The 21,431-nt window shown below is 54.0% G+C and carries 23 protein-coding genes; 15 read left to right on the forward strand and 8 right to left on the reverse strand.

Annotated features, from left to right (window positions below; translation table 11 throughout):
• Nucleotides 1–3: 3 nt before the first annotated feature.
• From ACHUEV_RS14135 to ACHUEV_RS14160, 6 genes are all read right to left on the reverse strand, one after another.
• Nucleotides 4–807 (reverse strand): DUF1217 domain-containing protein, encoded by an 804-nt coding sequence (locus ACHUEV_RS14135; RefSeq protein WP_394180933.1) that lies wholly within the window; start codon nt 805–807, stop codon nt 4–6.
• The gene (gene flbT / locus ACHUEV_RS14140) at nt 804–1,208 is read right to left on the reverse strand and encodes a flagellar biosynthesis repressor FlbT (protein WP_394180935.1); all 405 of its coding nucleotides are present in this window, start codon (nt 1,206–1,208) and stop codon (nt 804–806) included. The genes ACHUEV_RS14135 and flbT overlap by 4 nt, the downstream gene beginning before the upstream one ends.
• Entirely contained in the window at nt 1,208–1,582 is a 375-nt protein-coding gene (gene flaF, locus ACHUEV_RS14145) for a flagellar biosynthesis regulator FlaF (RefSeq protein ID WP_394180937.1), read from the reverse strand. The genes flbT and flaF overlap by 1 nt, the downstream gene beginning before the upstream one ends.
• Before the next feature lie 92 nt (nt 1,583–1,674).
• Complete coding sequence (locus tag ACHUEV_RS14150; protein WP_394180939.1) at nt 1,675–2,520, reverse strand: flagellin N-terminal helical domain-containing protein; 846 nt, start codon at nt 2,518–2,520, stop codon at nt 1,675–1,677.
• Between the two features lie 209 nt (nt 2,521–2,729).
• A complete protein-coding gene (locus ACHUEV_RS14155) occupies nt 2,730–3,071 on the reverse strand; it encodes a flagellar protein FlgN (RefSeq protein ID WP_394180941.1) in 342 nt (113 codons plus the stop codon).
• Nucleotides 3,064–3,357: a rod-binding protein gene (locus ACHUEV_RS14160; protein ID WP_394180943.1), complete on the reverse strand. Its 294-nt coding sequence runs from the start codon at nt 3,355–3,357 to the stop codon at nt 3,064–3,066. The genes ACHUEV_RS14155 and ACHUEV_RS14160 overlap by 8 nt, the downstream gene beginning before the upstream one ends.
• A 106-nt stretch (nt 3,358–3,463) precedes the next feature.
• Here ACHUEV_RS14160 and ACHUEV_RS14165 point away from each other — a divergent pair, with 106 nt between their 5' ends.
• Complete coding sequence (locus tag ACHUEV_RS14165) at nt 3,464–4,663, forward strand: flagellar hook-length control protein FliK (protein ID WP_394180945.1); 1,200 nt, start codon at nt 3,464–3,466, stop codon at nt 4,661–4,663.
• Between the two features lie 9 nt (nt 4,664–4,672).
• Nucleotides 4,673–5,326, forward strand: coding sequence for a flagellar hook capping FlgD N-terminal domain-containing protein (locus tag ACHUEV_RS14170; RefSeq protein ID WP_394180947.1), 654 nt, complete (start codon nt 4,673–4,675; stop codon nt 5,324–5,326).
• Here ACHUEV_RS14170 and ubiB read toward each other — a convergent pair.
• Complete coding sequence (ubiB, locus tag ACHUEV_RS14175) at nt 5,323–6,852, reverse strand: 2-polyprenylphenol 6-hydroxylase (RefSeq protein WP_394180949.1); 1,530 nt, start codon at nt 6,850–6,852, stop codon at nt 5,323–5,325. The two genes, ACHUEV_RS14170 and ubiB, sit on opposite strands and share 4 nt — an antisense overlap.
• A gap of 1 nt (nt 6,853) precedes the next feature.
• On the reverse strand, nt 6,854–7,606 hold the full coding sequence (gene ubiE, locus ACHUEV_RS14180) for a bifunctional demethylmenaquinone methyltransferase/2-methoxy-6-polyprenyl-1,4-benzoquinol methylase UbiE (protein WP_106746751.1): 753 nt from the start codon (nt 7,604–7,606) through the stop codon (nt 6,854–6,856).
• 93 nt (nt 7,607–7,699) lie between these two features.
• Here ubiE and ACHUEV_RS14185 point away from each other — a divergent pair, with 93 nt between their 5' ends.
• The 13 genes from ACHUEV_RS14185 to ACHUEV_RS14245 all read left to right on the forward strand — a co-directional run bounded on the left by ACHUEV_RS14185 (nt 7,700) and on the right by ACHUEV_RS14245 (nt 21,429).
• On the forward strand, nt 7,700–8,332 hold the full coding sequence (locus tag ACHUEV_RS14185; protein WP_394180952.1) for a hypothetical protein: 633 nt from the start codon (nt 7,700–7,702) through the stop codon (nt 8,330–8,332).
• Nucleotides 8,332–9,183, forward strand: coding sequence for a bifunctional DNA-formamidopyrimidine glycosylase/DNA-(apurinic or apyrimidinic site) lyase (gene mutM, locus ACHUEV_RS14190; RefSeq protein ID WP_394180953.1), 852 nt, complete (start codon nt 8,332–8,334; stop codon nt 9,181–9,183). The genes ACHUEV_RS14185 and mutM overlap by 1 nt, the downstream gene beginning before the upstream one ends.
• Before the next feature lie 62 nt (nt 9,184–9,245).
• On the forward strand, nt 9,246–10,022 hold the full coding sequence (locus tag ACHUEV_RS14195) for an enoyl-CoA hydratase (RefSeq protein WP_394180955.1): 777 nt from the start codon (nt 9,246–9,248) through the stop codon (nt 10,020–10,022).
• Between the two features lie 165 nt (nt 10,023–10,187).
• On the forward strand, nt 10,188–11,126 hold the full coding sequence (locus ACHUEV_RS14200; protein WP_394180957.1) for a type IV pili methyl-accepting chemotaxis transducer N-terminal domain-containing protein: 939 nt from the start codon (nt 10,188–10,190) through the stop codon (nt 11,124–11,126).
• A 160-nt stretch (nt 11,127–11,286) separates the two neighbouring features.
• Complete coding sequence (gene rpsT, locus ACHUEV_RS14205; protein ID WP_394180959.1) at nt 11,287–11,550, forward strand: 30S ribosomal protein S20; 264 nt, start codon at nt 11,287–11,289, stop codon at nt 11,548–11,550.
• A gap of 610 nt (nt 11,551–12,160) precedes the next feature.
• The gene (dnaA, locus tag ACHUEV_RS14210) at nt 12,161–13,516 is read left to right on the forward strand and encodes a chromosomal replication initiator protein DnaA (protein WP_394180961.1); all 1,356 of its coding nucleotides are present in this window, start codon (nt 12,161–12,163) and stop codon (nt 13,514–13,516) included.
• Between the two features lie 125 nt (nt 13,517–13,641).
• The gene (gene dnaN, locus ACHUEV_RS14215; RefSeq protein WP_106357083.1) at nt 13,642–14,760 is read left to right on the forward strand and encodes a DNA polymerase III subunit beta; all 1,119 of its coding nucleotides are present in this window, start codon (nt 13,642–13,644) and stop codon (nt 14,758–14,760) included.
• Nucleotides 14,761–14,820: 60 nt separating this feature from the next.
• Complete coding sequence (gene recF / locus ACHUEV_RS14220; protein WP_394180963.1) at nt 14,821–15,921, forward strand: DNA replication/repair protein RecF; 1,101 nt, start codon at nt 14,821–14,823, stop codon at nt 15,919–15,921.
• Entirely contained in the window at nt 15,918–16,346 is a 429-nt protein-coding gene (locus tag ACHUEV_RS14225) for a VOC family protein (RefSeq protein ID WP_394180965.1), read from the forward strand. Before recF ends, ACHUEV_RS14225 begins: the two co-directional genes overlap by 4 nt.
• Nucleotides 16,343–16,876 (forward strand): GNAT family N-acetyltransferase, encoded by a 534-nt coding sequence (locus ACHUEV_RS14230; RefSeq protein ID WP_394180967.1) that lies wholly within the window; start codon nt 16,343–16,345, stop codon nt 16,874–16,876. Before ACHUEV_RS14225 ends, ACHUEV_RS14230 begins: the two co-directional genes overlap by 4 nt.
• Entirely contained in the window at nt 16,876–17,496 is a 621-nt protein-coding gene (locus tag ACHUEV_RS14235) for a LysE family translocator (RefSeq protein WP_394180969.1), read from the forward strand. The genes ACHUEV_RS14230 and ACHUEV_RS14235 overlap by 1 nt, the downstream gene beginning before the upstream one ends.
• 93 nt (nt 17,497–17,589) lie before the next feature.
• Nucleotides 17,590–20,004 (forward strand): DNA topoisomerase (ATP-hydrolyzing) subunit B, encoded by a 2,415-nt coding sequence (gyrB, locus tag ACHUEV_RS14240; RefSeq protein WP_394180971.1) that lies wholly within the window; start codon nt 17,590–17,592, stop codon nt 20,002–20,004.
• A gap of 105 nt (nt 20,005–20,109) precedes the next feature.
• Complete coding sequence (locus tag ACHUEV_RS14245) at nt 20,110–21,429, forward strand: MFS transporter (protein ID WP_394180973.1); 1,320 nt, start codon at nt 20,110–20,112, stop codon at nt 21,427–21,429.
• Nucleotides 21,430–21,431 lie beyond the last annotated feature (2 nt).

Genomic DNA, 21,431 nt, shown 5'->3' on the forward strand with positions numbered 1-21,431 from the left:
CCCTTAAAATAGCTGAGGCATCGATTGGAGAAGCGTGAGTGCTGTTGAACTACCCGAAGATGACGCCATTTTTGCCGCGTCCGACCTGATAAGGAACATTCGTATCAGTTTTTCTTGGTTTTCAGGGTTCGAGAAGTCAGCAAAGCTGTCGGTACCGAGCACGGCTTTTGACCGTTCTTGGAAAATTCCAAGCTGTTGGTCTAGATCAATGCTGGCCGTACTAGATGGCAGACCAAGCGCAGTCTGGAATACGCTACGCATTGGCGCGTTCCCCATAACAGAATACCACTGGCCTGCCGTTGTACTGTTGCGGCTAAGAATGTCAGCAATCCCATTACCAACACTCATCGCGAGCCGAAGGTCGTTGTCCTGTTCGCCAACAGCCTTTTCAAACTGACGAATTTCGTATCGATCAATAATGTCGTCAGCAAAGCCCGCTGCGCCAGTCGCGTTAACAGTCTGATCGCCAAACCCAAACGCGTCGCTAAAGTCAGCATAACGATTGTCCGCCAGCCGATTGGCAAGCGCATCGTCGGATGTCGTCCCTTCCTCTAGGATTTTGCGGATGAAGAAGCGATTGTTGATATCGTCATCAAGGCCAAATGCGCCAAGAGCGACCGAAAGCAAACGGCGGTCATTCACCAAATCTTCGGCGGTTTGAATGCCACTGATATTTTCACGAAAGTATTCGGTATCGCGCACAATGGGTTGGCTGCTAGAAAAGGCGTCTTGTTGCTTTTCGAGTGTCCGATCAAGAAAACGCCAACCACCATAACCAGATAAAGGAACGACTGGTTGAAATGTCATGCATGGTGCCTAGCAAGAAGACGCGCTTCTCTCGGGAGCAAGTTGCGTAACGCTTTGAGTGAACGATAGAAGTCGCTTTTCTCCACGGCGTGGGTCGCAGCAGTCAGATGCTGCCGACTGTCTTCGTCGCGTAACGCTTGGCTTAGTTGCTCAATCCCACGCATGATCTGCAGTCGTGCGTCGCTTTCTGTGACGTCACCCGAAAGCACAAGTTGGGCGATATAGCAGACCCGTCGAACTGGCGTATTTACTTCATCAGGGCGGATTGCGTCGCGCAAGCGCAAGATATTGGCGTTGGGTGTAAGGATCGACAACCTGCTCCGCCGATCACCGTTTTCGATCACTGCGCCATTCACTAAAACGCGCTCTTTCGGATTCAGTTTAAGTACAAGACCTGACATTACGCTGCCCCCCGGCCGTTAAGCCCACGAAGGACTGCGGTGTTTATTTCGATGAGCGCCGATAGGTCCGCCTCTTTACGCAAAACACGTCTGCTGTGATGTTCTGTGAACTCGGCCAGATAAAACAACTGCGCTCGCAGATCACGAGGAAGCCCATTTCCTTCGTCGGCGACGTCGGCAGCCATTGTCGTCCACATACGGCGGTTTTCATGGACGGCACCCGCTACGCGAGAAAAGCCGACCGTTTGGTCGTTCATGGCTTCGCGCAGACGCGCAGTGACTTGGCTAACCAGTTGGGCTTCGACCGATCTGTCTGTTCTGATTGAGGTTCGATTGGGGGCATAAGCTTGCCGAGCTTGTTCTATGACGTTCACGCGATGTCCTTCCGGCACGAATTCGAACGAGACGCGGGTTTTCCGCGGCGAATTGAGTGATGGCGCCGAGACAACGGCGCCACCTATTCAGTTTAACGGAAGAGCGACATGATGGTCTGTGGTGCTTGGTTCGCAATCGATAGCGATTGAACACCAAGCTGCTGCTGAACTTGCAACGCTTGCAGTCGCGCTGATGTTTCTTCCATGTCGGCATCAACCATCGTGCCGATCCCGGATTTCAGCGAGTCCGACAGTTTACCGATAAAGTCATTTTGGCTGTCGATACGTTTTGAGGACGCGCCAAGCTGTGCAGCACCGTCGATCGCTGTTGTAAGGAAGGTCTCAAGCTCTCCAAGCGCGGTTGCAGCCGTGGTGGTGTCAGTGATCGCAGTCAGGTTCGTGACGAGATCGATGTTGGCCTCAAAGTTGACGCTGTCGACTGTAATCAGCGATGGCGTTGGTGCCGTGTTTCCGACCCGGTCAAGCGACGAAAGAACATTCAGCCCAGTTCCACCGTTTCCGTCCACGTCAGTTGCCAAAAGGTTTGCACCGTTGAATTGGGACGCGCCAATAACTGATGCGACCTGCGCGGCCTTTTCGTCCATGTCAGCCTGGATTTTTGCGAAGTCCACGTTTTCGGATTGTGCCGAAACCGCCAGCTGCTTCATTTCCTTTAGTGTTTCAACGATTTGTTCGGCACCCGCAGAGGCGACTGCAACCGTAGATTCACCCAGTGAAAGACTGTCTGAGATGGCCTTAAAGCCAGCGACATCAGATTCCATCACCTTAGAGATCGCCCAAATCGCCGAATTGTCTTTGGCCGAACTGACTTCTTTACCAGTCGAAATCATCGACTGTGTCTTGGACAGATCACCGTTGATGGATTTGAGGGTTTGAAGCGCAACCATTGCGCTGTTGTTTGTCAGAATGCTGGACATGTTTCATGGTCCTTTGTTGGAGGCGCTTTGCGCCATGTTGATTCAGGAAACCGTGGAGGACCCACGGAATGAAACGTCATTCTGACGGTGGTCATCATCCTTGCCTGGGCAGGGACGACTAGCCGTTTTGGCGATGTCGTTAGATTGTTCGAAAATGGCTGAACAAGGGGTTAAAGCGGCTTGTCGAAACGTCGCAAATTTTATCCAAATTACGCCTTCTTTTCGACGTCAGGCCGACAGATCGAAACCCGGGCCAATGCGCCGGACTGATCATAAACACTTAGCCCAGAGCGAACGTTTTGAAGAGCGTCAACGCGCGCGCGCGCTGCTTGTACGCCCGCAATTGCAGCCGAAATCAGGGTCTGGTTCTCTGACAGAAGACGCTGAATTTTCTGCAATTCAGGGCCCGTTGGTTGTGTTGCAGAGAATGCTTCAAATTGTTGGTACTTCTGATGGCTTAGTTCATCCAAAGCGTCGAAGCTGCCACTACACAACGCCGCTTTTTCGGCATTCAGTGTTGTTAGGAGTTTTTGTGTGATCGTTTCATGCATGCATCTTTACCTTCATCGCTTCGAACAAAGCTTCTGCCAAACCAATGCCCCCTGATTTCACCATTTCGTTTGCTTGTGCTTCACGAAGAAACGATGCGAAATGTTCCTCTCCTGCGCCACCGCCGAAACTTTCAAGCGGTTCACCGACACCGGCGGATTTCAACATTTCTGCAAAAAACGAGGCCTCGAGTTTTTGCGCAGCAACCCGCAGTTTTTCGTCGTTCTGAATATAGTCGGGTAGTGATGCCGCGGCGCGTGGCGGGGGTAAAACAGGGATAGTCGTCATCGGGTTCTCCGGTCTGTGTCGACGTTCCTTGTTTCAGGTAGCGGTAAACAATCAGTAAGCTTTGTCGTTCAAAAGACGGGTATTCGCAGATTCTTTCGGAGAACCGATGATACCTTTGTTGTTGCTCGATACGTCAAACGCGACGGAACCCGCGATCGCGCTTGGGAAGCTCGCTGATGCTGAACCAGAGTTTGCGTTCGCAGACATATTGGACAGCATCACCGATGAGGAGATGCCAGCTAATGTGCCTGAAGAGGATATCGAAAAAGTTTCGGTTGATGCAGTCGCCATAGATGAATTGTTGCCTGCAAAGTCGAAATCTGACGCGCCGGTTGCTGAGACACATGTTGAAACGGATGGCGCACCTAATAGTCAAATTGCCTTGTCGAAACACAATGAGCTGCCACTGAAGGACGATGTGGCGATGTCTAAGGCAGCCAATGAAATTGAGAAAACCGGCCCGACCAAAGCGGTGTCGATTCGCGAAAGCGTCGCGCAGACGATTTTGGAAATGCAGATACCTAAACCGGCGAAGTCTTCGGAAGCTGTTCCCGAAATGGCGAAGCAAGTGAATGATAATGGGGTACTTCCGCGGGAAGAAATGAAGCCTATGCATGAACCTGAGGCGCGGCGGCCAGACGCTAGAAAGCAGGTAGAGTTTACAAACAAAGTTGAGCGCAAATTCGATGATCCAGAGGTTGTGGCTAAGAGCCAGCGTAGCTCAGACGTAGCGCGGACAAGTGTGACTAGCCTTGGCGTTGCAACCCCTCCGATAGAGAAAACCAAGGCAGTTAGCGATGGAGCTTTGATCGTCCACGATCCGGTGCTAACAAGCGATCCACCTCTACCACTTCCCTACGAAAAAGCTGCAGTGTCACAACTGCAAACGTCGGCCACTGCGCCCCAGACGGCGACAGTTGAAACCGCGCGCCATGCTTCACACCAGCTTGCGGTTGCGGTGACCGAACAACCCGGCAAGGCAACTGAAATCGCTTTGAATCCAGAAGAATTGGGCCGGGTGCGGCTAAGCATGTCTGTCGTGGATGGAGCGATCAACGTTAGCATTTCCGCCGAACGACAAGAAACGTCAGATTTGCTACGTCGGCATATCGATACGTTGGTGAACGAGTTCCGGAACCTTGGCTATAGCGATATCTCGTTCTCATTTGGTCAAGGCGACAGGCCCGATGATGATAGCCCGACGGAGTTTGGCTCAGGGAATGACCACCCAGAGGATCATAACGATGGCTCGCCGGGGCGGACCACGCAGATGCTGTTGAAAAGCGGTTTGGATATTAGACTTTAGGAGAATGGTATGGATGTAACCGCCGTAAACTCAGCGACCACAACACAAACCGCACAGGCCACCACGAGCGCAAGCGGCGATTTTGAGATGTTTTTGCAGATGCTGACTGTACAGATGCAAAATCAGGACCCGCTCAATCCAGTTGATTCGACCGACTATGCCACGCAACTTGCTACGTTTTCGGGCGTTGAACAGGCAGTCATGACAAATGACCTGCTGAAGTCACTCAGTAGCCAACTGGCTTCGGGCGGGCTTGCGGATATGGCGGCGTGGGTCGGTAAAGAAGCACGCGCCGCGACGCCTGCGTATTTTGATGGCGAGCCGATAACATTGGCGCCGAACCCAGCATTAGTGGCCGACAAGGCAGAGGTGATTGTGCGTAACGATTTGGGTGTCGAAGTTCAACGGTTCGACGTTCCGATCAGTGCGGAACCCGTGGAGTGGGCTGGTGTGGACATTGGTGGATACCCCTTCCCAGAGGGGCTGTATTCATTCGAACTGGTCAGTTCGCTAGAGGGCGAGGTGCTGACCGAAGACCCGGTCGAGCTATACGCCACAGTAACCGAAGTGCGCGCCCAAAACGGTGAAACGATCCTGATCCTTGACGGCGGTGTGGCTGTCGCGACATCGCAAGTGAGCGCGCTGCGTGATCGATCACTCTAAAGCAGCGCGCTTAACCAAACACCCGCGCCGACAAGCGCACCACCGAAAGCCATCCAGCCCAGCTGATTAGCCAATGATGTCGGCCTAGGTTGCGGTTGTGGATTGTTCTGCCGGATTAGGGCCTGTTCCGCGAGGCGGGGCAGTTGGGGACCAAACCGCGACAACACCATCGCGGTTTTTCCAAGATCACGCAGTAGGGCCTTGGGGCCGATGCTTTGCTTAATGTAACTTTCGACCACAGGCTTGGCGACCTGCCAGATGTTCATATGCGGGTCGAGCGATCGTGCGACACCTTCGACCACGACCATGGTGCGTTGTAGCAGGATCAGTTCAGTGCGCGTTTCCATGCCAAAGCGTTCGGTCACTTCGAACAGATAGCTTAGCAAACGCGCCATCGAAATGTGGCTCGCGTCCATACCAAAGATCGGTTCACCTACCGCCCGAAGTGCGCGCGCGAATTCATCAACATCTTGGTGTGCAGGGACATAGCCCGCCTCAAAATGGACTTCGGCAACGCGCTGGTAATCTTTGCGGATAAAGCCGAACAGGATTTCGGCGTAGACGCGGCGTGTGTATTCATCAATCCGGCCCATGATCCCAAAATCATAGGCAATGATTTCACCGCTGGCAGCGACTTTCAGGTTCCCTTGATGCATGTCACCGTGAAAGAAACCATCGCGCAGCGCGTGGTTCAGGAATAGTTGCAGTACACGCGATGCCAGCTCAGTGCGATCATGGCCTGCGGCATCAAGCTGGGCGTTTTCACCGATGCTGGACCCTTCGGCCCAATCAAGCGTCATCACCCGGCGGCTAGACAGATGCCAGCGCACCAAAGGTACTTGGAACCCTTCGTCTTTCGCTGTGTTTGTCGCGAATTCTGCTGCGGCCGAGCTCTCAAGCCGCAGATCGAGTTCGCCCGCAACGACCCCTTCGAAATGGGTGATCACATCCATCGGGCGCAGGCGCCGGGAAGCAGGTGAAAGAACCTCGATCGCGCGTGCCGCAAAATAGAATGCATCGACATCCTTACGGAACGCTTTTTCGATACCGGGGCGCAGAACCTTGACGGCAACAGCTTCGCCAGTGTCGGCCAGATGGGCCTTGTGTACCTGCGCCAGAGATGCCGCAGCAACTGGTTCCGAGAAGGTCGAGAATAGCACATCGGTTGACGCGCCCAGTTCGCTTTGGATTGCGGTCTTAGCTTCCTCCATTGAGAACGGTGGCAGCTTGTCTTGCAGGACGCGCAGTTGCGCAGCCATATCTTCACCAACGACATCCGGCCGCGTCGAAAGGACTTGCCCAAATTTGATATATGCAGGGCCCAGCGCGGTCAGTGCCCGCGTGACCGGGGGCATGTTCACGTCGCCTTTGTAGCCTAACCATTGAAACGGCCAGACCAGCGTGCGGAACGTCATGCGCAATAACGGGCCAGCGTCCAAAGCTTCCAGAACGACTTTCATCGCGCCGGTGCGTTCAAATGTAGCGCCCGTACGGATCAGGCGAATGATATTATGGGGGCCGCGCATATTACAGTTTCCAACCCGAATGCAGCGCCGCAATGCCAAGCGACAGGTTGCGATACTTTGCATTCCCAAAGCCCGCTTTGCGCACCATGTCTAGGAACGTGTCTTGGTCTGGGAAGTTGCGGATGGATTCCACAAGATATTGATAGCTGTCCCGATCCCCAGCGATGAGCTGACCCATCTGCGGGATCACATTGAACGAATAAGCGTCATATGCGGCCTGCATCATCGGGTTCGGCAGTTGGCTAAATTCCAGAACCATCAAACGACCACCGGGTTTCAACACGCGGTAAGCCTCGTTCAACGCCTCTTGGGGGCGGGTGACGTTCCGGATGCCAAAGCTGATCGTGTAAACATCAAAGGTGTTCGATTCGAACGGCAGCGCCATCGCATCGCCAACCACCCAATCAAGACTGTCTGACATGCGTTCTGCCTCGGCGCGTTTGCGGCCTTCGACAAGCATGGATTCGGTAATATCCAGAACGGTTGAATGCCCGTGGCCCGCACGTTTCAAGAACCGGAATGAAATATCACCAGTGCCGCCAGCAACATCTAACAACCGTTGGCCGGGGCGAGGGGCAAGCCAATCCATCATCGCGTCTTTCCAGACCCGGTGGATACCAACCGACATCACATCGTTCATAATGTCGTATTTGCTCGCCACCGAGGAAAACACGCCCTGCACGCGGCCTGCTTTTTCGCCCTCGGGTACGGTTTCAAACCCAAAGTGGGTGGTGTTCTCTGGCTTGTCGGTCATGTCATTCTTTCGCCCGAATACTGTCCCAAACGGGTTATACGGACTTGGTCCAATAGACAAACTGTCAATGTGACACGGGAGGTCGGCACAGCATTGCTAGATATTATATATGTCGTTTTGGGTTTCGTATTTTGCGGCGCAGTCATTTTCGGTTTCCATTATCTTCGGTTTTTGACCGCGCGGCGTGTGACTAAATGGACAAATCAGCGCGACAGCGAAGGCCAAGAGGTCGAACAGACGGGTTTTGCCAAGACACAGCTTAGCAATCTCCCGATGGATGTTGGGTTTGTTGCAGGGGTTGGCAAGAACGCCGAACCAAATATGACACTGAACGAAACGATCCTGCGTCCAACAATTGGCATGCGGCTGATTAGTATCGTAATCGGCGGTGCTATTCTTTGGATGACTTGGTTGACTGGAACCAAATACATTCCCGACGTTCCATATTTGAAAGAAGGCCTAAGCGCCGTTGTCGCATATAGCCTGCTTTATACGAACCTATATGAACTGCGCTATGATCAACATGGCATCATTCACAAGGATTGGTTCCTGCGCGAGGTCGATTTTCGCTGGCAGGATATTCTCTCGATTCGGGATAACGGGCAGTACGCCTATGTCCTGCGATTAGAGAGCGGAAGAAAGACCGAGGTGATGAAATACCTTGTCGGCATCCGTCCCTTCCTTACATATGCAAGGAAACAAATCGCAAAGAATAACAGGATGTAATGCCCGAACTTCCCGAAGTTGAAACCGTCAAAGCTGGCATCGCCCCCGCAATGGAAGGGCAGGTGATTGCACAAGCCGATATCAACCGCCCTGATCTGCGATGGCCGTTTCCTGAAAACATGTCTGCGCGATTAACGGGCAAACGCATACTGGGTCTGCGGCGGCGCTCTAAATATATCTTGGCTGATCTTGATAGCGGTGAGACGCTGCTGATCCATCTTGGTATGTCGGGGCGGATGTTGGTGTCTGGCGTAAAGGTTGGTGAATTCCATCACCCGCACCCTGTGCCTGCCAAACATGACCATGTTGTGCTGCACATGGAAAACGGTGCGCGGATCACCTTTAACGATGCGCGTCGGTTTGGCGCGATGGATTTGCTGGATACCGCGACACAAGAAGACCACTGGCTAATCCGCGACATCGGGCCTGAACCACTGGGTAACGCATTTGACGAAACTTATTTGGTAGAACGGCTTAAGGGTAAGAACACACCAATAAAATCCGCGCTGCTTGATCAGGGAATCGTCGCTGGCTTGGGCAATATCTATGTTTGCGAGGTTCTGTTTCGCGCGGGCATCCACCCCAAACGAAAAGCGGGCCAAATCAGCGCCAAGCGCGTGGCGAGTTTAGTTCCCGTTATCCGCGATGTTTTGTCCGAAGCAATCGCCGCAGGCGGGTCATCTTTGCGCGATTATCGGCAATCGGACGGCGAGCTAGGATATTTTCAGCATGTCTTTCAAGTCTATGATCAAGAAGGAAAAACATGCGTAACCGACGGATGTCAAAAGACAATTCAGCGAATCGTTCAGTCGGGACGCTCGTCCTTTTTTTGTCCGCAATGCCAAAGATAACTTGCACCATGTGTCGCCTTTGCTAATCACTAGCGTAGTCCGTGGTAACAGGAAGCACTTGAATGGCCTTTGAGAAAATCATCGTAGAAGTCAGCGATTCTGTAGCGACTATCACTCTGAACCGCCCAAATGCGATGAATGCGCTGAATGGCCAATTGCTGCGCGAACTGTGCACAGCGCTTGAAGAAGCCGATGCAAACGACAAAGTGCGCTGCATCATTGTTACCGGATCCGAAAAGGCATTTGCTGCTGGTGCGGATATTGCTGAAATGTCCGACAAAAGCTTTGTCGAAATGTACACGACTCGGTTCTTTGAAAACGAAACCGACCGTTTTAACCGCACCCGCAAACCGATCATCGCCGCTGTCGCAGGCTATGCGCTGGGCGGTGGCTGCGAATTGGCAATGATGTGTGATTTTATTATTGCCGCTGATAACGCGAAATTCGGACAGCCTGAAATCAACCTTGGTGTTATCGCTGGGATTGGTGGCACACAGCGTTTGACGCGCTTTGTCGGCAAGTCAAAGTCGATGGAAATGCACCTGACCGGGCGTTTCATGGATGCCGATGAGGCAGAGCGTAGCGGACTTGTGAGCCGCGTCGTTCCTGCGAAAAAGTTAATGTCCGAAGCACGTTCAGCAGCTGAAAAGATTGCTGAGAAATCACAAATCGCCGCAATTGCGGCCAAAGAAGCAGTCAATCGCGCCTATGAAACCACACTGGCCGAAGGCCTGAATCATGAACGCCGCCTGTTCCAGTCGCTCTTCGCGACTGAGGACCAATCCGAAGGAATGGCCGCGTTCTTAGAGAAGCGTGAACCGCAGTTCCGCGACCGGTAGCCAGCCTCGCATCCTAATGCGATCTGTTTAGCCACCATTTTGCCGTATCGATTACCTGTTTTTGCCGCAATGCAATCCGAGGGTTGCAAGTGAATAGCTTGCATCAACTTAACGGATTGTTTCGACACAACGCCATGTTCTGAGATAAGGAATGAAATGACCTTCATGACGCTTAAAAAAACTGCGTTTGTGACTAGTATTCTGAGTATCCTCCACCCCGCCACGCTGTACGCAGGGCAAACATCAACTTCTGCAACTGATCAGGTTGTTCTTACAGAGCAAACCGAGATCATCATCGATATGGGCGCCGCAAATCGCGTCATCGCTGCCGATTTGCTTCGAACCCTTTCCCAAGAAATTCCCGCAGCGGTTTGCTATCTTCATCATGACGTTGATGTCGAAGAAGCGTCCGAGCTTCTCGGAAAAAGCATCGCGCGGTTTGACGAGACAGTTCTCGCGTTGCTGCACGGCGATGAAACGCGCGGTATTATCGGCCCCGAGACCCTTTTCAAAGTAGCACGAGAGATCGAAGAACTGATCGTCGCATGGGAGCCGATCTACGATGCGGCCTTAACCGTTTTGACCGACCCGAGTGACCGAGCGGCGGTCGAAGTCGTCTACGATTCCGCCGACCGAATGTTGGATCAAACTTACCATCTGCTCAGCGAAATCGAGGCCGAGTATTCGAACCCTGTCGAACTGCTACAATCTGACATGCTGTTGTTAGAAGTGTCTGGCCGCTTGGCTATGATGACACAGCGGATGGCATATGAGGCATGCCGGGTATGGTCCGGCGAAGGTAACGCTGCCTTGATCGAAGATCTTCAAAAGACGATCGGTCAATTCGAGGTGGGCATGCGCGCATTGACTGATGGGATGCCTGAACTGGGCATTAAGCCCGCACCCACGGCGGAAATCGCAGAAAACTTAAAACATGTCGCCTCGGACTGGTCTGTGATCAATGGTTATCTGGAAACCGTGATTTCGGGCGCAGAGATGAGCGTGGACGACCGCGCGAATCTCTATCACTTGCTTGCGGTAAAGCTGCATAAGGTCGAAGAACTCGAAGACTTGTATCAGGCTTACTCAAAGCGCGTGTACTAACGCGGATCAAAAATGGCGTTGCATTGCTAGGGAATCTGGCTTATGCGGCGCCTCATACATGCGTGTGAGGCCCGCTTTGGCCAGATCAACCGGTTCTGAACCCGGTCGGGGCTTATTACGCTAGTGAATTTTAATTTGACCCGACGAAGGGAAAGACCAAATGGCAAACACACCTCAGGCGAAAAAACGCGCCCGTCAAAACGAAGCCCGCTTTGCAGTAAACAAAATGCGCCGTTCGCGCATCCGTACTTACCTGCGTTTCGTTGAAGAAGCGATTGCTTCAGGCGACCAAGCTGCAGCTGCAGCTGCTCTGAAAGCAGCCCAGCCAGAGCTGATGCGCGGCGTCACAAAAGGCGTTGTTCACAAGAACACAGCAGCACGTAAAATCTCTCGCTTGGCATCGCGCGTTAAGGCGCTCGGCTAAGTTTTTCGATTCTACCCAGCGATGGGTGGCGGAATATTGCTAAAAGACGCGTCCTTTCTGGGCGCGTCTTTTTTTGTGCAAGTGTTGTCAAATTACGATTGTTTGTTGTGTTTTCTGCGGGCCCGTAGATTCTTTTCGCGCATTCTTAGAGTCAAGTACGATGTTCTGTTGAAGCGTCCGCAGCGAGCTTGCTAGTTTGCCCAAGCGATTCACATCGTTCCGGGGGGACATGGAGAGTTTGCATTGAAATATCGTTGAGCGTACGTGGCAATCGCCCGCGCACTTGGTCATTCTTTGTCGAACTTCATGCAATACTGGCGGGCAGGTTCATGCATCACTTGAATTCTGTCCAACGGGTTTGCGTCTGTACGGTTACCAAGGGCTGCTCTTTGGTAGTTTTGCAGTTTGTGTTCTTCTATCTGCCGCTCAGGTGCCTGAGATCGACATTGGTCGGCTCAATGCATCCAGGCCTATGGATTTGGTAAAAGACATCTTGTTTGAGTCGGGTACGCTCAAGCACCAGGATTCTTTTGCCCACGGAAATGTGTAGCGCATGCACGAGGCAAACCTCGTGTAAAGAACGGCATGTGTTTGGGGACAGAAGATAAAGATGACGAACGAAACTTGGGCAACGGTACAGACGAAACTTAAGGGCGCACTTGGGGCGAACAATTTTTCAAGCTGGATCGAGCCACTGGAATTTTCCAAACTATCCGCCGGTGTTGTGACCTTTAACGTACCAACCAACTTTATCGGCAACTACGTGTCCCAGAACTTTGGCGACCAGATCATTTACCACATGAACCAGATGGGCGAATCTGTACGCCGTTTGGAATTCACTGTGCCGACACAAACGCGCGCCGTGCCCGCTGCCGCCCCAGCAGCTGTTGCCGCCCCTGCGCCAAAGCCAACCGCGACCGAAGACATCTCGGGCTCGCCGCTTGATTCGCGTTTTAAGTTCGACACTTTTGTCGTTGGTAAGCCCAACGAACTGGCCCACGCCGCTGCGCGCCGCGTTGCTGATGGTGGCCCCGTCACATTCAACCCACTGTTCCTTTATGGTGGCGTTGGTCTGGGTAAGACCCACTTGATGCACGCCATCGCACACGAACTCAAAGTACGCTCACCAGAGCTAAACGTACTTTATCTCTCCGCAGAACAGTTCATGTACCGTTTCATCACTGCTTTGCGCGAACGCAAGATGATGGACTTTAAACAGCTGTTCCGTTCGGTTGATGTTCTGATGGTCGACGATGTTCAGTTCATCGGTGGTAAAGACAGCACTCAAGAAGAGTTCTTTCACACGTTCAACGCGCTTGTTGATGGTCAAAAGCAGATCATCATCTCGGCTGACCGTGCCCCCGGTGAAATCAAAGACCTTGAAGAGCGTATTAAGTCGCGCCTGCAGTGTGGCTTGGTCGTTGACCTGCACCCGACTGACTATGAACTGCGCCTGGGCATCCTGCAGTCCAAAGTCGAAGTTTACGCTGCGCAATATCCTGATCTGGCGATCGCACCTGGCGTTTTGGAATTCCTTGCACACCGTATTTCAACCAACGTGCGCGTTCTTGAGGGTGCTTTGACCCGCCTGTTCGCATTCGCGTCGCTTGTTGGTCGTGAAATCACACTGGAACTGACCCAAGACTGCCTGTCAGATGTTCTCAAGGCATCAGATCGCAAAGTCACCGTCGAAGAAATCCAGCGTAAAGTATCTGAACATTACAACATCCGCCTGTCCGACATGATCGGGCCAAAGCGCGTGCGCAACTATGCACGCCCACGTCAGGTCGCGATGTATCTTGCCAAGACCATGACCAGCCGTTCATTGCCTGAAATCGGACGCCGTTTTGGTGGCCGCGATCACACCACAGTCATGCATGGTGTGCGCCGGATCGAAGAACTGAAAGTCACCGATAGTCAGATCGCAGACGATCTTGAATTGCTGCGTCGCGCGCTGGAAGAATAAGTCCAGCGCTTGACGCCGGTGCGCCCATCGTCAACAGTCCAAAAAAACGCTTGAGCCCCACGGAAAATACAGTACATTTTCCGTCCCGGTGGCTCTCGCCACCAAGATATGCGGAGCATTGGGACATGAAAATCAGCATCGAACGCGGAGCCCTCCTTAAGGCCGTCGCACAAGCCCAATCGGTCGTCGAAAGACGCAATACAATTCCAATTTTGGCAAACGTGCTGATCGAAGCCGAAGGTGACTCTGTCCAGTTCCGCGCGACCGATCTGGATATCGAAGTCGTTGACCGCGCCCCAGCAATGGTTGAACGCGCTGGCGCGACCACCGTGTCCGCCGTGACGTTGAACGAAATCGTGCGCAAATTGCCCGATGGGGCGCTCGTGTCCCTGACCGAAGATAGCGCATCTGGTCGCCTGACAATCGAAGCAGGGCGTTCAAACTTCTCGCTCGCAACGCTGCCAAAAGAAGACTTTCCAGTCATGGCAACGTCTGAATATGCTGCGAACTTCTCGGCACCTGCGCCAGTTCTGCGTCGCCTTTTCGACAAATCCAAATTTGCCATCTCGACCGAAGAAACCCGTTACTACCTAAACGGCGTTTACATGCACGTCGCTGATGGCGACGGCGGCAAGGTGCTACGCTGCGTGGCGACAGATGGTCACCGTTTGGCACGCATTGATGCGGAACTGCCCGAAGGTGCGGCCGAGATGGCTGGCGTCATCGTTCCACGCAAGACAGTCGGCGAGTTGCGCAAGCTTCTTGATGACGACGACATGCAGATCGCGGTGTCCGTGTCCGAGACAAAGATCCGCTTTGCGACACCTGACATCACGCTGATCTCAAAGGTCATCGACGGGACATTCCCAGACTACACACGCGTCATTCCGCAAGGAAACACACGCAAGATGGAAGTCGACGCTAGCGAATTCGCAAAGGCCGTCGACCGTGTGGCAACCGTATCATCCGAGCGTTCGCGCGCGGTGAAACTGTCACTCGACGAAGACCGCCTGATCCTTTCCGTGAACTCACCTGACAGCGGTGCTGCCGAAGAAGAATTGGCCGTAGCTTACGGTGATGAGCGTCTGGAAATTGGCTTCAACGCGAAATACCTGCTGGAAATCGCCAGCCAAGTTGACCGCGAAAACGCCGTCTTCATGTTCAATTCCTCAGGTGATCCGACACTGATGCGCGAAGGCAACGACATGTCTGCCGTCTACGTCGTCATGCCGATGCGCGTTTGAAGCGGACAGGTTTCGTAGAAACATTGCGCAAGGGTTTGGTTCAAACCCTTGCGGCCAGATATGACTAAGCTCGCTATCTCAGAACTGGTGCTGTCGCACTTTCGATCGCACAAGCGGGCGGTGTTAGAGCTTGATCCGCGCCCATTGGCCATTTTTGGACCCAACGGCGCGGGCAAAACCAACCTCATCGAAGCTGTTTCATTGCTGTCGCCCGGTCGCGGTCTGCGTCGTGCTGCGGCAGATGATCTGACACGCCGGCCAGAGGCGCTCGGTTGGAAGGTCACCTCAGTCCTGCAATCACTGCACCAAACCCATGAGCTAGAAACCTGGGTCGAAGCAGGCAGCGCCCGCCAATTGCGCATTGATGGCAAGGCATCGGCGCAGGTCGCGCTTGGCCGGATCGGGCGCATCTTGTGGCTGGTGCCTTCGATGGATCGGCTTTGGATCGAAGGGGCCGAAGGGCGACGTCGGTTTCTTGACCGCGCGACGCTTAGTTTTGAACCAAGCCATGCCGATGCAGTCCTGTCATACGAAAAGGCAATGCGGGAACGGAATCGCCTGCTCAAGGACATGGTACGCGACTCACATTGGTACACGGCTCTCGAATCCCAAATGGCAGAGGCAGGCACAGCGATCCAAGCCAACCGTCAGCGCGCCATCGCCGAACTGACCGCTGCACAACAGGCCACGACCACAGCCTTTCCAACCGCCGATCTGACGCTGACCAGCCCGGACCCATTTCCAGATGACCTTCAGGCGGCATTCGCAGACAATCGCGGGCGGGATATGGCGGCAGGGCGCACCTTGATCGGGCCACACCGTGCTGATTTGCACGCCATATTCGCGGACAAGGGCGTCGACGCAAAGGATTGCTCGACCGGTGAACAAAAGGCGCTGTTGATCAGCTTGATCCTTGCCAATGGTCGTGCACTTGCCCGCGATTTTGGTGCGCCGCCGATCCTGCTGCTTGACGAAGTCGCCGCCCACCTTGACGCGACGCGCCGAGCCGCGCTTTATGATGAAATATGCAGCGTTGGCGCACAGGCATTTATGACCGGAACGGGGCCAGAGCTATTTGCTGAACTAGGCGACCGCGCCCAATACGCCGAAGTAACTGAAATCGAAGGGCAATCGACCCTGACCCGAAAGGAAAGCCTATGACACCGCAGCGCGTGACATTGATTACCCTTGGGGTAGCAGATCTAGAACGGGCCAAATCATTTTACGGCACACTTGGCTGGACCCTGCATTCCGAAACAGAAGGCGTGGTGTTCTACCAAATCAACGGCATGGTTCTGGGGTTCTTTGGGTTAGAACCACTGGCCAAGGACCAAGGACGACCTGACGCCAAACTGGGCACGGGTGCCATGACACTTGCGCAAAATTTCGAAACCGAAGCCGAGGTTGATGCGGCGTATGCTGCTGCACTTGCGGCAGGAGCGACTGCACTTAAGGCACCGGAAAAGGTGTTTTGGGGCGGTTACTCAGGCTACTACGCAGACCCAGACGGCCACGTTTGGGAGGTTGCATACAATCCGTTCTGGCCGCTTAATGACGACGGTAGCCTGACCTTACCGACCCCATGACGATATCCATCGAAAACATCAACGAACTTGATCTGACGCCTCAGACCGACGCTGAAATCGCGACGCTGTTGGGTGCGGCTTTCGATACGGGCTTTAGCGGGCGATCCTACTATCGGCAGCGGCACCACCTGCGCCTTTTGGCGCGTGATGGGGATGTGTTGGCTGGGCATGTGGCCTTGCTGTACCGCGCTATACAGTCGCGTGGTCAGTTGATCCCGATCATTGGTCTGGCCGAGGTCGCCACAGCCAGTACGCATCGCGGCCAAGGCATTGCACGCAAGTTGGTGACACAATCGCTTCAAATCGCACAAGACAGCCAAGCGCAGTTTGCGCTACTTTTTGGCGATCCCGCGCATTACAACCGCTATGGATTTCGCACGGCGCAAAACCAACTACGCCAACTGGACCTAAAGGACGGTCATTCGTCTGGGGTAATAACAGCACCGGACAGCGGCTTTATGGTTGCACCCACAGGTCATTTGGAGTGGGATGACACTGCCGAAGTCGACCTCATGGGGCATGAATTTTAATGACGATCAGCCCTTACGAGCTCATGCTCTATGCTTCGGCGCTCTTTGTATTGTTCCTGACCCCCGGCCCGGTTTGGGTCGCGCTGCTCGCGCGGTCAATGTCGGGTGGTTTTCAGGCAGCTTGGCCACTGGCGATGGGCGTCGCCATTGGTGACATCCTCTGGCCGTTGGTCGCCGTCTTGGGCGTTAGCTGGTTGGTGTCCGAATTCGCAGGTTTCATGGATGTGTTGCGCTGGGTTGCGGTGATTGTCTTTCTACTCATGGGCGCTCTGCTAATTAAGAACGCTGACAAGTCACTCAGCAGCAACAGCCGCCTGACACGTCCCGGCATGTGGGCTGGGTTCTTAGCAGGGCTAGCGGTCATTATCGGCAACCCAAAGGCCGCGCTGTTCTACATGGGCATCCTGCCGGGGTTCTTTGATCTGACCCAAATGACAACGCTAGATATCATTGCGATCTGCACGCTTAGCTTTGTTGTTCCACTGACTGGAAACCTGATTTTGGCAGTGTCCGTTGACCGCGTACGCGGGTTCCTAAAATCCCCCACAGCGGTGCGGCGGTTGAACCTCTCAGCGGGTTGGCTACTGATCGGAGTCGCCTGCGTTATCGCGCTGACTTAGCATCGGCTGAAAACCACAAAATCTTGTGTCATTTGCGTGACAAACTTCCGTAAACCGCATATATTTTGCGCATAAAGACACGGGAAAAGTTACATGGTCGACGACAATAAAAATCCAGAAGAATACGGCGCCGATTCGATCAAAGTTCTCAAGGGCTTAGAGGCAGTTCGCAAGCGCCCCGGAATGTATATCGGGGACACAGACGATGGCTCTGGCCTGCACCACATGGTGTACGAAGTCGTGGACAACGGCATTGATGAGGCGCTCGCTGGTCACGCGGACCATGTTTACGTAAAAATTAACGCTGATGGCTCAGTCACCGTCGGTGATAACGGGCGCGGAATTCCTGTGGGCATCCACGAAGAAGAAGGCGTTTCCGCAGCCGAAGTTATCATGACCCAGCTGCACGCTGGCGGTAAGTTCGATAGCAACTCTTACAAGGTGTCCGGCGGTTTGCACGGTGTGGGTGTTTCCGTTGTGAACGCCCTGTCTGATTTCCTAGAGCTGCGCATTTGGCGCGATGGCAAAGAACACTACGCCCGTTTCGAAGGCGGCTTTACCACTGAACACCTAAAGGTTATGGGCGATGCCGATGGTCGCAAAGGGACCGAGGTCACATTCCTTGCCTCGACCGAGACATTCAGCAACCGCGATTTTGAATTCCACACGCTGGAAAAGCGTCTGCGCGAACTTGCGTTCCTGAACTCTGGCGTGCGGATCATCCTCGAAGATTTGCGCCCGGCCGAGCCTTTGAAGGCGGACCTGTTCTACGAAGGCGGCGTCAAAGAATTCGTTAAATACCTCGACCGCTCCAAAACGCCACTGATGGAAGAACCCATTTATGTGACCGGCGAACGTGACGATATCGGCGTCGAAGTCGCGATGTGGTGGAACGACAGCTATAACGAAATGGTTCTGCCATTCACCAACAACATCCCACAGCGCGATGGTGGCACCCACCTTGCTGGTTTCCGTGGCGCACTCACCCGCGCGATCACGAAATATGCGACTGAAACCGGGATTTCCAAAAAGGAAAAAGTTTCACTGACAGGCGACGACGCCCGCGAAGGTCTGACCTGCGTACTGTCCGTCAAAGTACCCGATCCGAAATTCTCGTCGCAGACCAAAGACAAACTGGTCAGTTCCGAAGTGCGCCCAGCCGTTGAAAACCTGATGGGTGAAAAGCTGAACGAATGGTTCGAAGAAAACCCAGCCGTTGCAAAGTCGATCATCAGCAAAATCGTCGAAGCCGCCGCAGCCCGCGAAGCGGCACGTAAAGCCCGCGAAATTCGTCGTAAATCAGCGATGGATGTGAACTTTAACGCATCCAAGCTCAAAGATTGTTCTGAAAAAGACCCGTCCAAAACCGAAGTCTTCCTAGTGGAGGGTGACTCTGCTGGTGGTTCCGCACAAACGGGCCGTGATCGTCAGACACAAGCTATCTTGCCGCTGAAAGGTAAAATCCTGAACGTTGAACGTGCGCGTTTTGACCGGATGCTGAACTCTCAGGAAATCGGCACGCTGGTGATGGCGCTGGGTACAGGTATCGGTCGCGACGAATTCAACATCGATAAGCTGCGCTATCACAAGGTCATCATCATGACCGATGCTGACGTCGACGGCGCACACATCCGTACGCTTTTGCTGACGTTCTTCTTCCGTCAAATGCCAGAACTGATCGAAGGCGGGTACCTCTATATCGCGCAGCCACCGCTTTACAAAGTGTCTCGCGGCAAGTCCGAAGTGTACCTGAAAGATCAGGCTGCGATGGATGAATACCTGATCGAACAAGGCATTGATGGCGCGATGCTGCGTCAGGGTAACGGCGAAGAAATCGCTGGTGCCGACCTGCGCCGTGTCGTTGACGAGGCGCGCCAGCTTAAGCGCGTGTTAGATGCATTCCCAACCCATTACCCGCGCCATATTCTTGAACAAGCAGCCATCGCAGGGGCCTTTGTACCCGGCGCTGTTGACCAAGACCTGCAAGGCACCGCAGATCGCGTTGCCGCGCGCCTAGATCTGATCGCGCTGGAATGGGAACGTGGTTGGCAGGGTCGTATCACCCAAGACAAAGGTATGCGTTTGGCCCGCATCCTGCGCGGGGTCGAGGAAGTTCGCACACTCGACGGCGGCATGCTGCGGTCGGGCGAGGCGCGTAAAACAGGTACTTTCACCAAGAGCCTGCAAGACGTCTACAACCTGCCTGCAACATTGGTACGCAAGGACCGCAGCCAGCTGATCCACGGACCTCTGGACCTGCTTAAGGCGATCCTTGAAGAGGGCGAAAAAGGTCTATCGCTCCAGCGCTACAAAGGTCTGGGCGAGATGAACCCCGACCAGCTATGGGAAACCACGCTTGACCCAGACGCACGCACCCTGCTGCAAGTGAAAGTCGAAGATGTCGCCGAAGCCGACGATCTATTCACCAAGCTAATGGGTGACGTGGTCGAACCACGTCGCGAATTTATCCAAAACAACGCGCTGAACGTGGAACATTTGGATTTCTAATTGATTTGGGGCAACGCCGATTCTGCGCGTTGCCCCATATTTTCCATTATAATGGAAAACACGGCCGCGATTTGAACTGCATTGCTTGACGCATTTGAGGTCATAATGTTCGAGATTCTAGCTGATCGTACCTACCGTCACCTATTCCTGTCTCAGGTCGTTGCGCTATTGGGCACCGGGCTTGCGACGGTTGCGCTTGGGCTGCTTGCCTTTGATTTAGCGGGCGAAGGGGCGGGCATGGTTCTGGGAACCGTGTTTACGATCAAAATGGTGGCCTACGTCGGTATCGCTCCGATTGCTGGTGCGTTCGCTGATCGGGTGAACCGGCGGGCCCTGCTTGTTTGGTTGGATATCGTTCGTGGCGGTACTGCGCTTTGCCTGCCCTTCGTGACCGAGATCTGGCAAATTTACGTTTTGATCTTCCTTCTGCAGTCAGCCTCGGCGGCTTTCACGCCAACATTTCAGGCCACAATTCCCGACGTCCTTCCTGACGAAGCACGCTATACCCGCGCGCTTTCGCTATCTCGTCTGTCCTACGATATTGAAAACATTGTATCTCCGACGCTTGCGGCATTGTTGCTCGCACTCATGAGCTACAACACGCTTTTCTTTGGGACAGTCGCAGGCTTTGCAGCTTCGGCGCTATTGGTCGTCTCGGTTGCGTTACCCAGCCCGAAACCCGCAGAACCGCGCGGCATCTATGACCGGACAACGCGGGGCCTTCGCATATATTTGGCCACACCGCGCCTTCGCGGGCTCTTGGGATTGAACCTCGCGGTATCAAGCGCAGGCGCGATGGTTCTGGTGAATTCAGTTGTCCTCGTGCGGTCCGATTTGGGACTTAACGAAAGCGCGCTGGCATGGACGATGTTTGCTTTTGGGGCGGGTTCGATGACCACTGCGCTACTTTTGCCATCGGTGCTTGATCACCTGCCGGACCGCCCCGTGATGATCACGGGTGCGTTCACGCTCGTCGCGGCGCTTGTTGGCTTGGCTGTTGCGATTGTCGTCGTCGGTTTGACGTGGCCGATCCTTCTTACCGCATGGGTGGTCGTGGGACTGGGCTATTCGGCCGTGCTGACATCGTCGGGTCGGCTCTTGCGGCGGTCGGCGCACACCGAAGACCGTCCAGCGGTTTTTGCAGCCCAGTTCGCGCTGTCACACGCGTGTTGGTTGGTTGCTTATCCGCTTTCGGGATGGTTGATGGCAGCATTCGGTACGGTGACTGCGCTAATTGCTTTGGCTGGTTTGGCAACGGCAGGAATTGTGGTGGCACTTCGGGTTTGGCCCGCAGATGACCCGGAAATTGTGGAACATACCCACGACAACCTTCCGCTTGATCACCCACATCTACAGGGTCATCGGCATCACGCCCACGCTTTGGTTATCGACGATACACACCCGCGCTGGGGATCACAGTTCTAGCG

Origin of the sequence: Yoonia maritima, from assembly GCF_043641945.1 — a bacterium.
Lineage (GTDB): Bacteria > Pseudomonadota > Alphaproteobacteria > Rhodobacterales > Rhodobacteraceae > Yoonia > Yoonia maritima_B.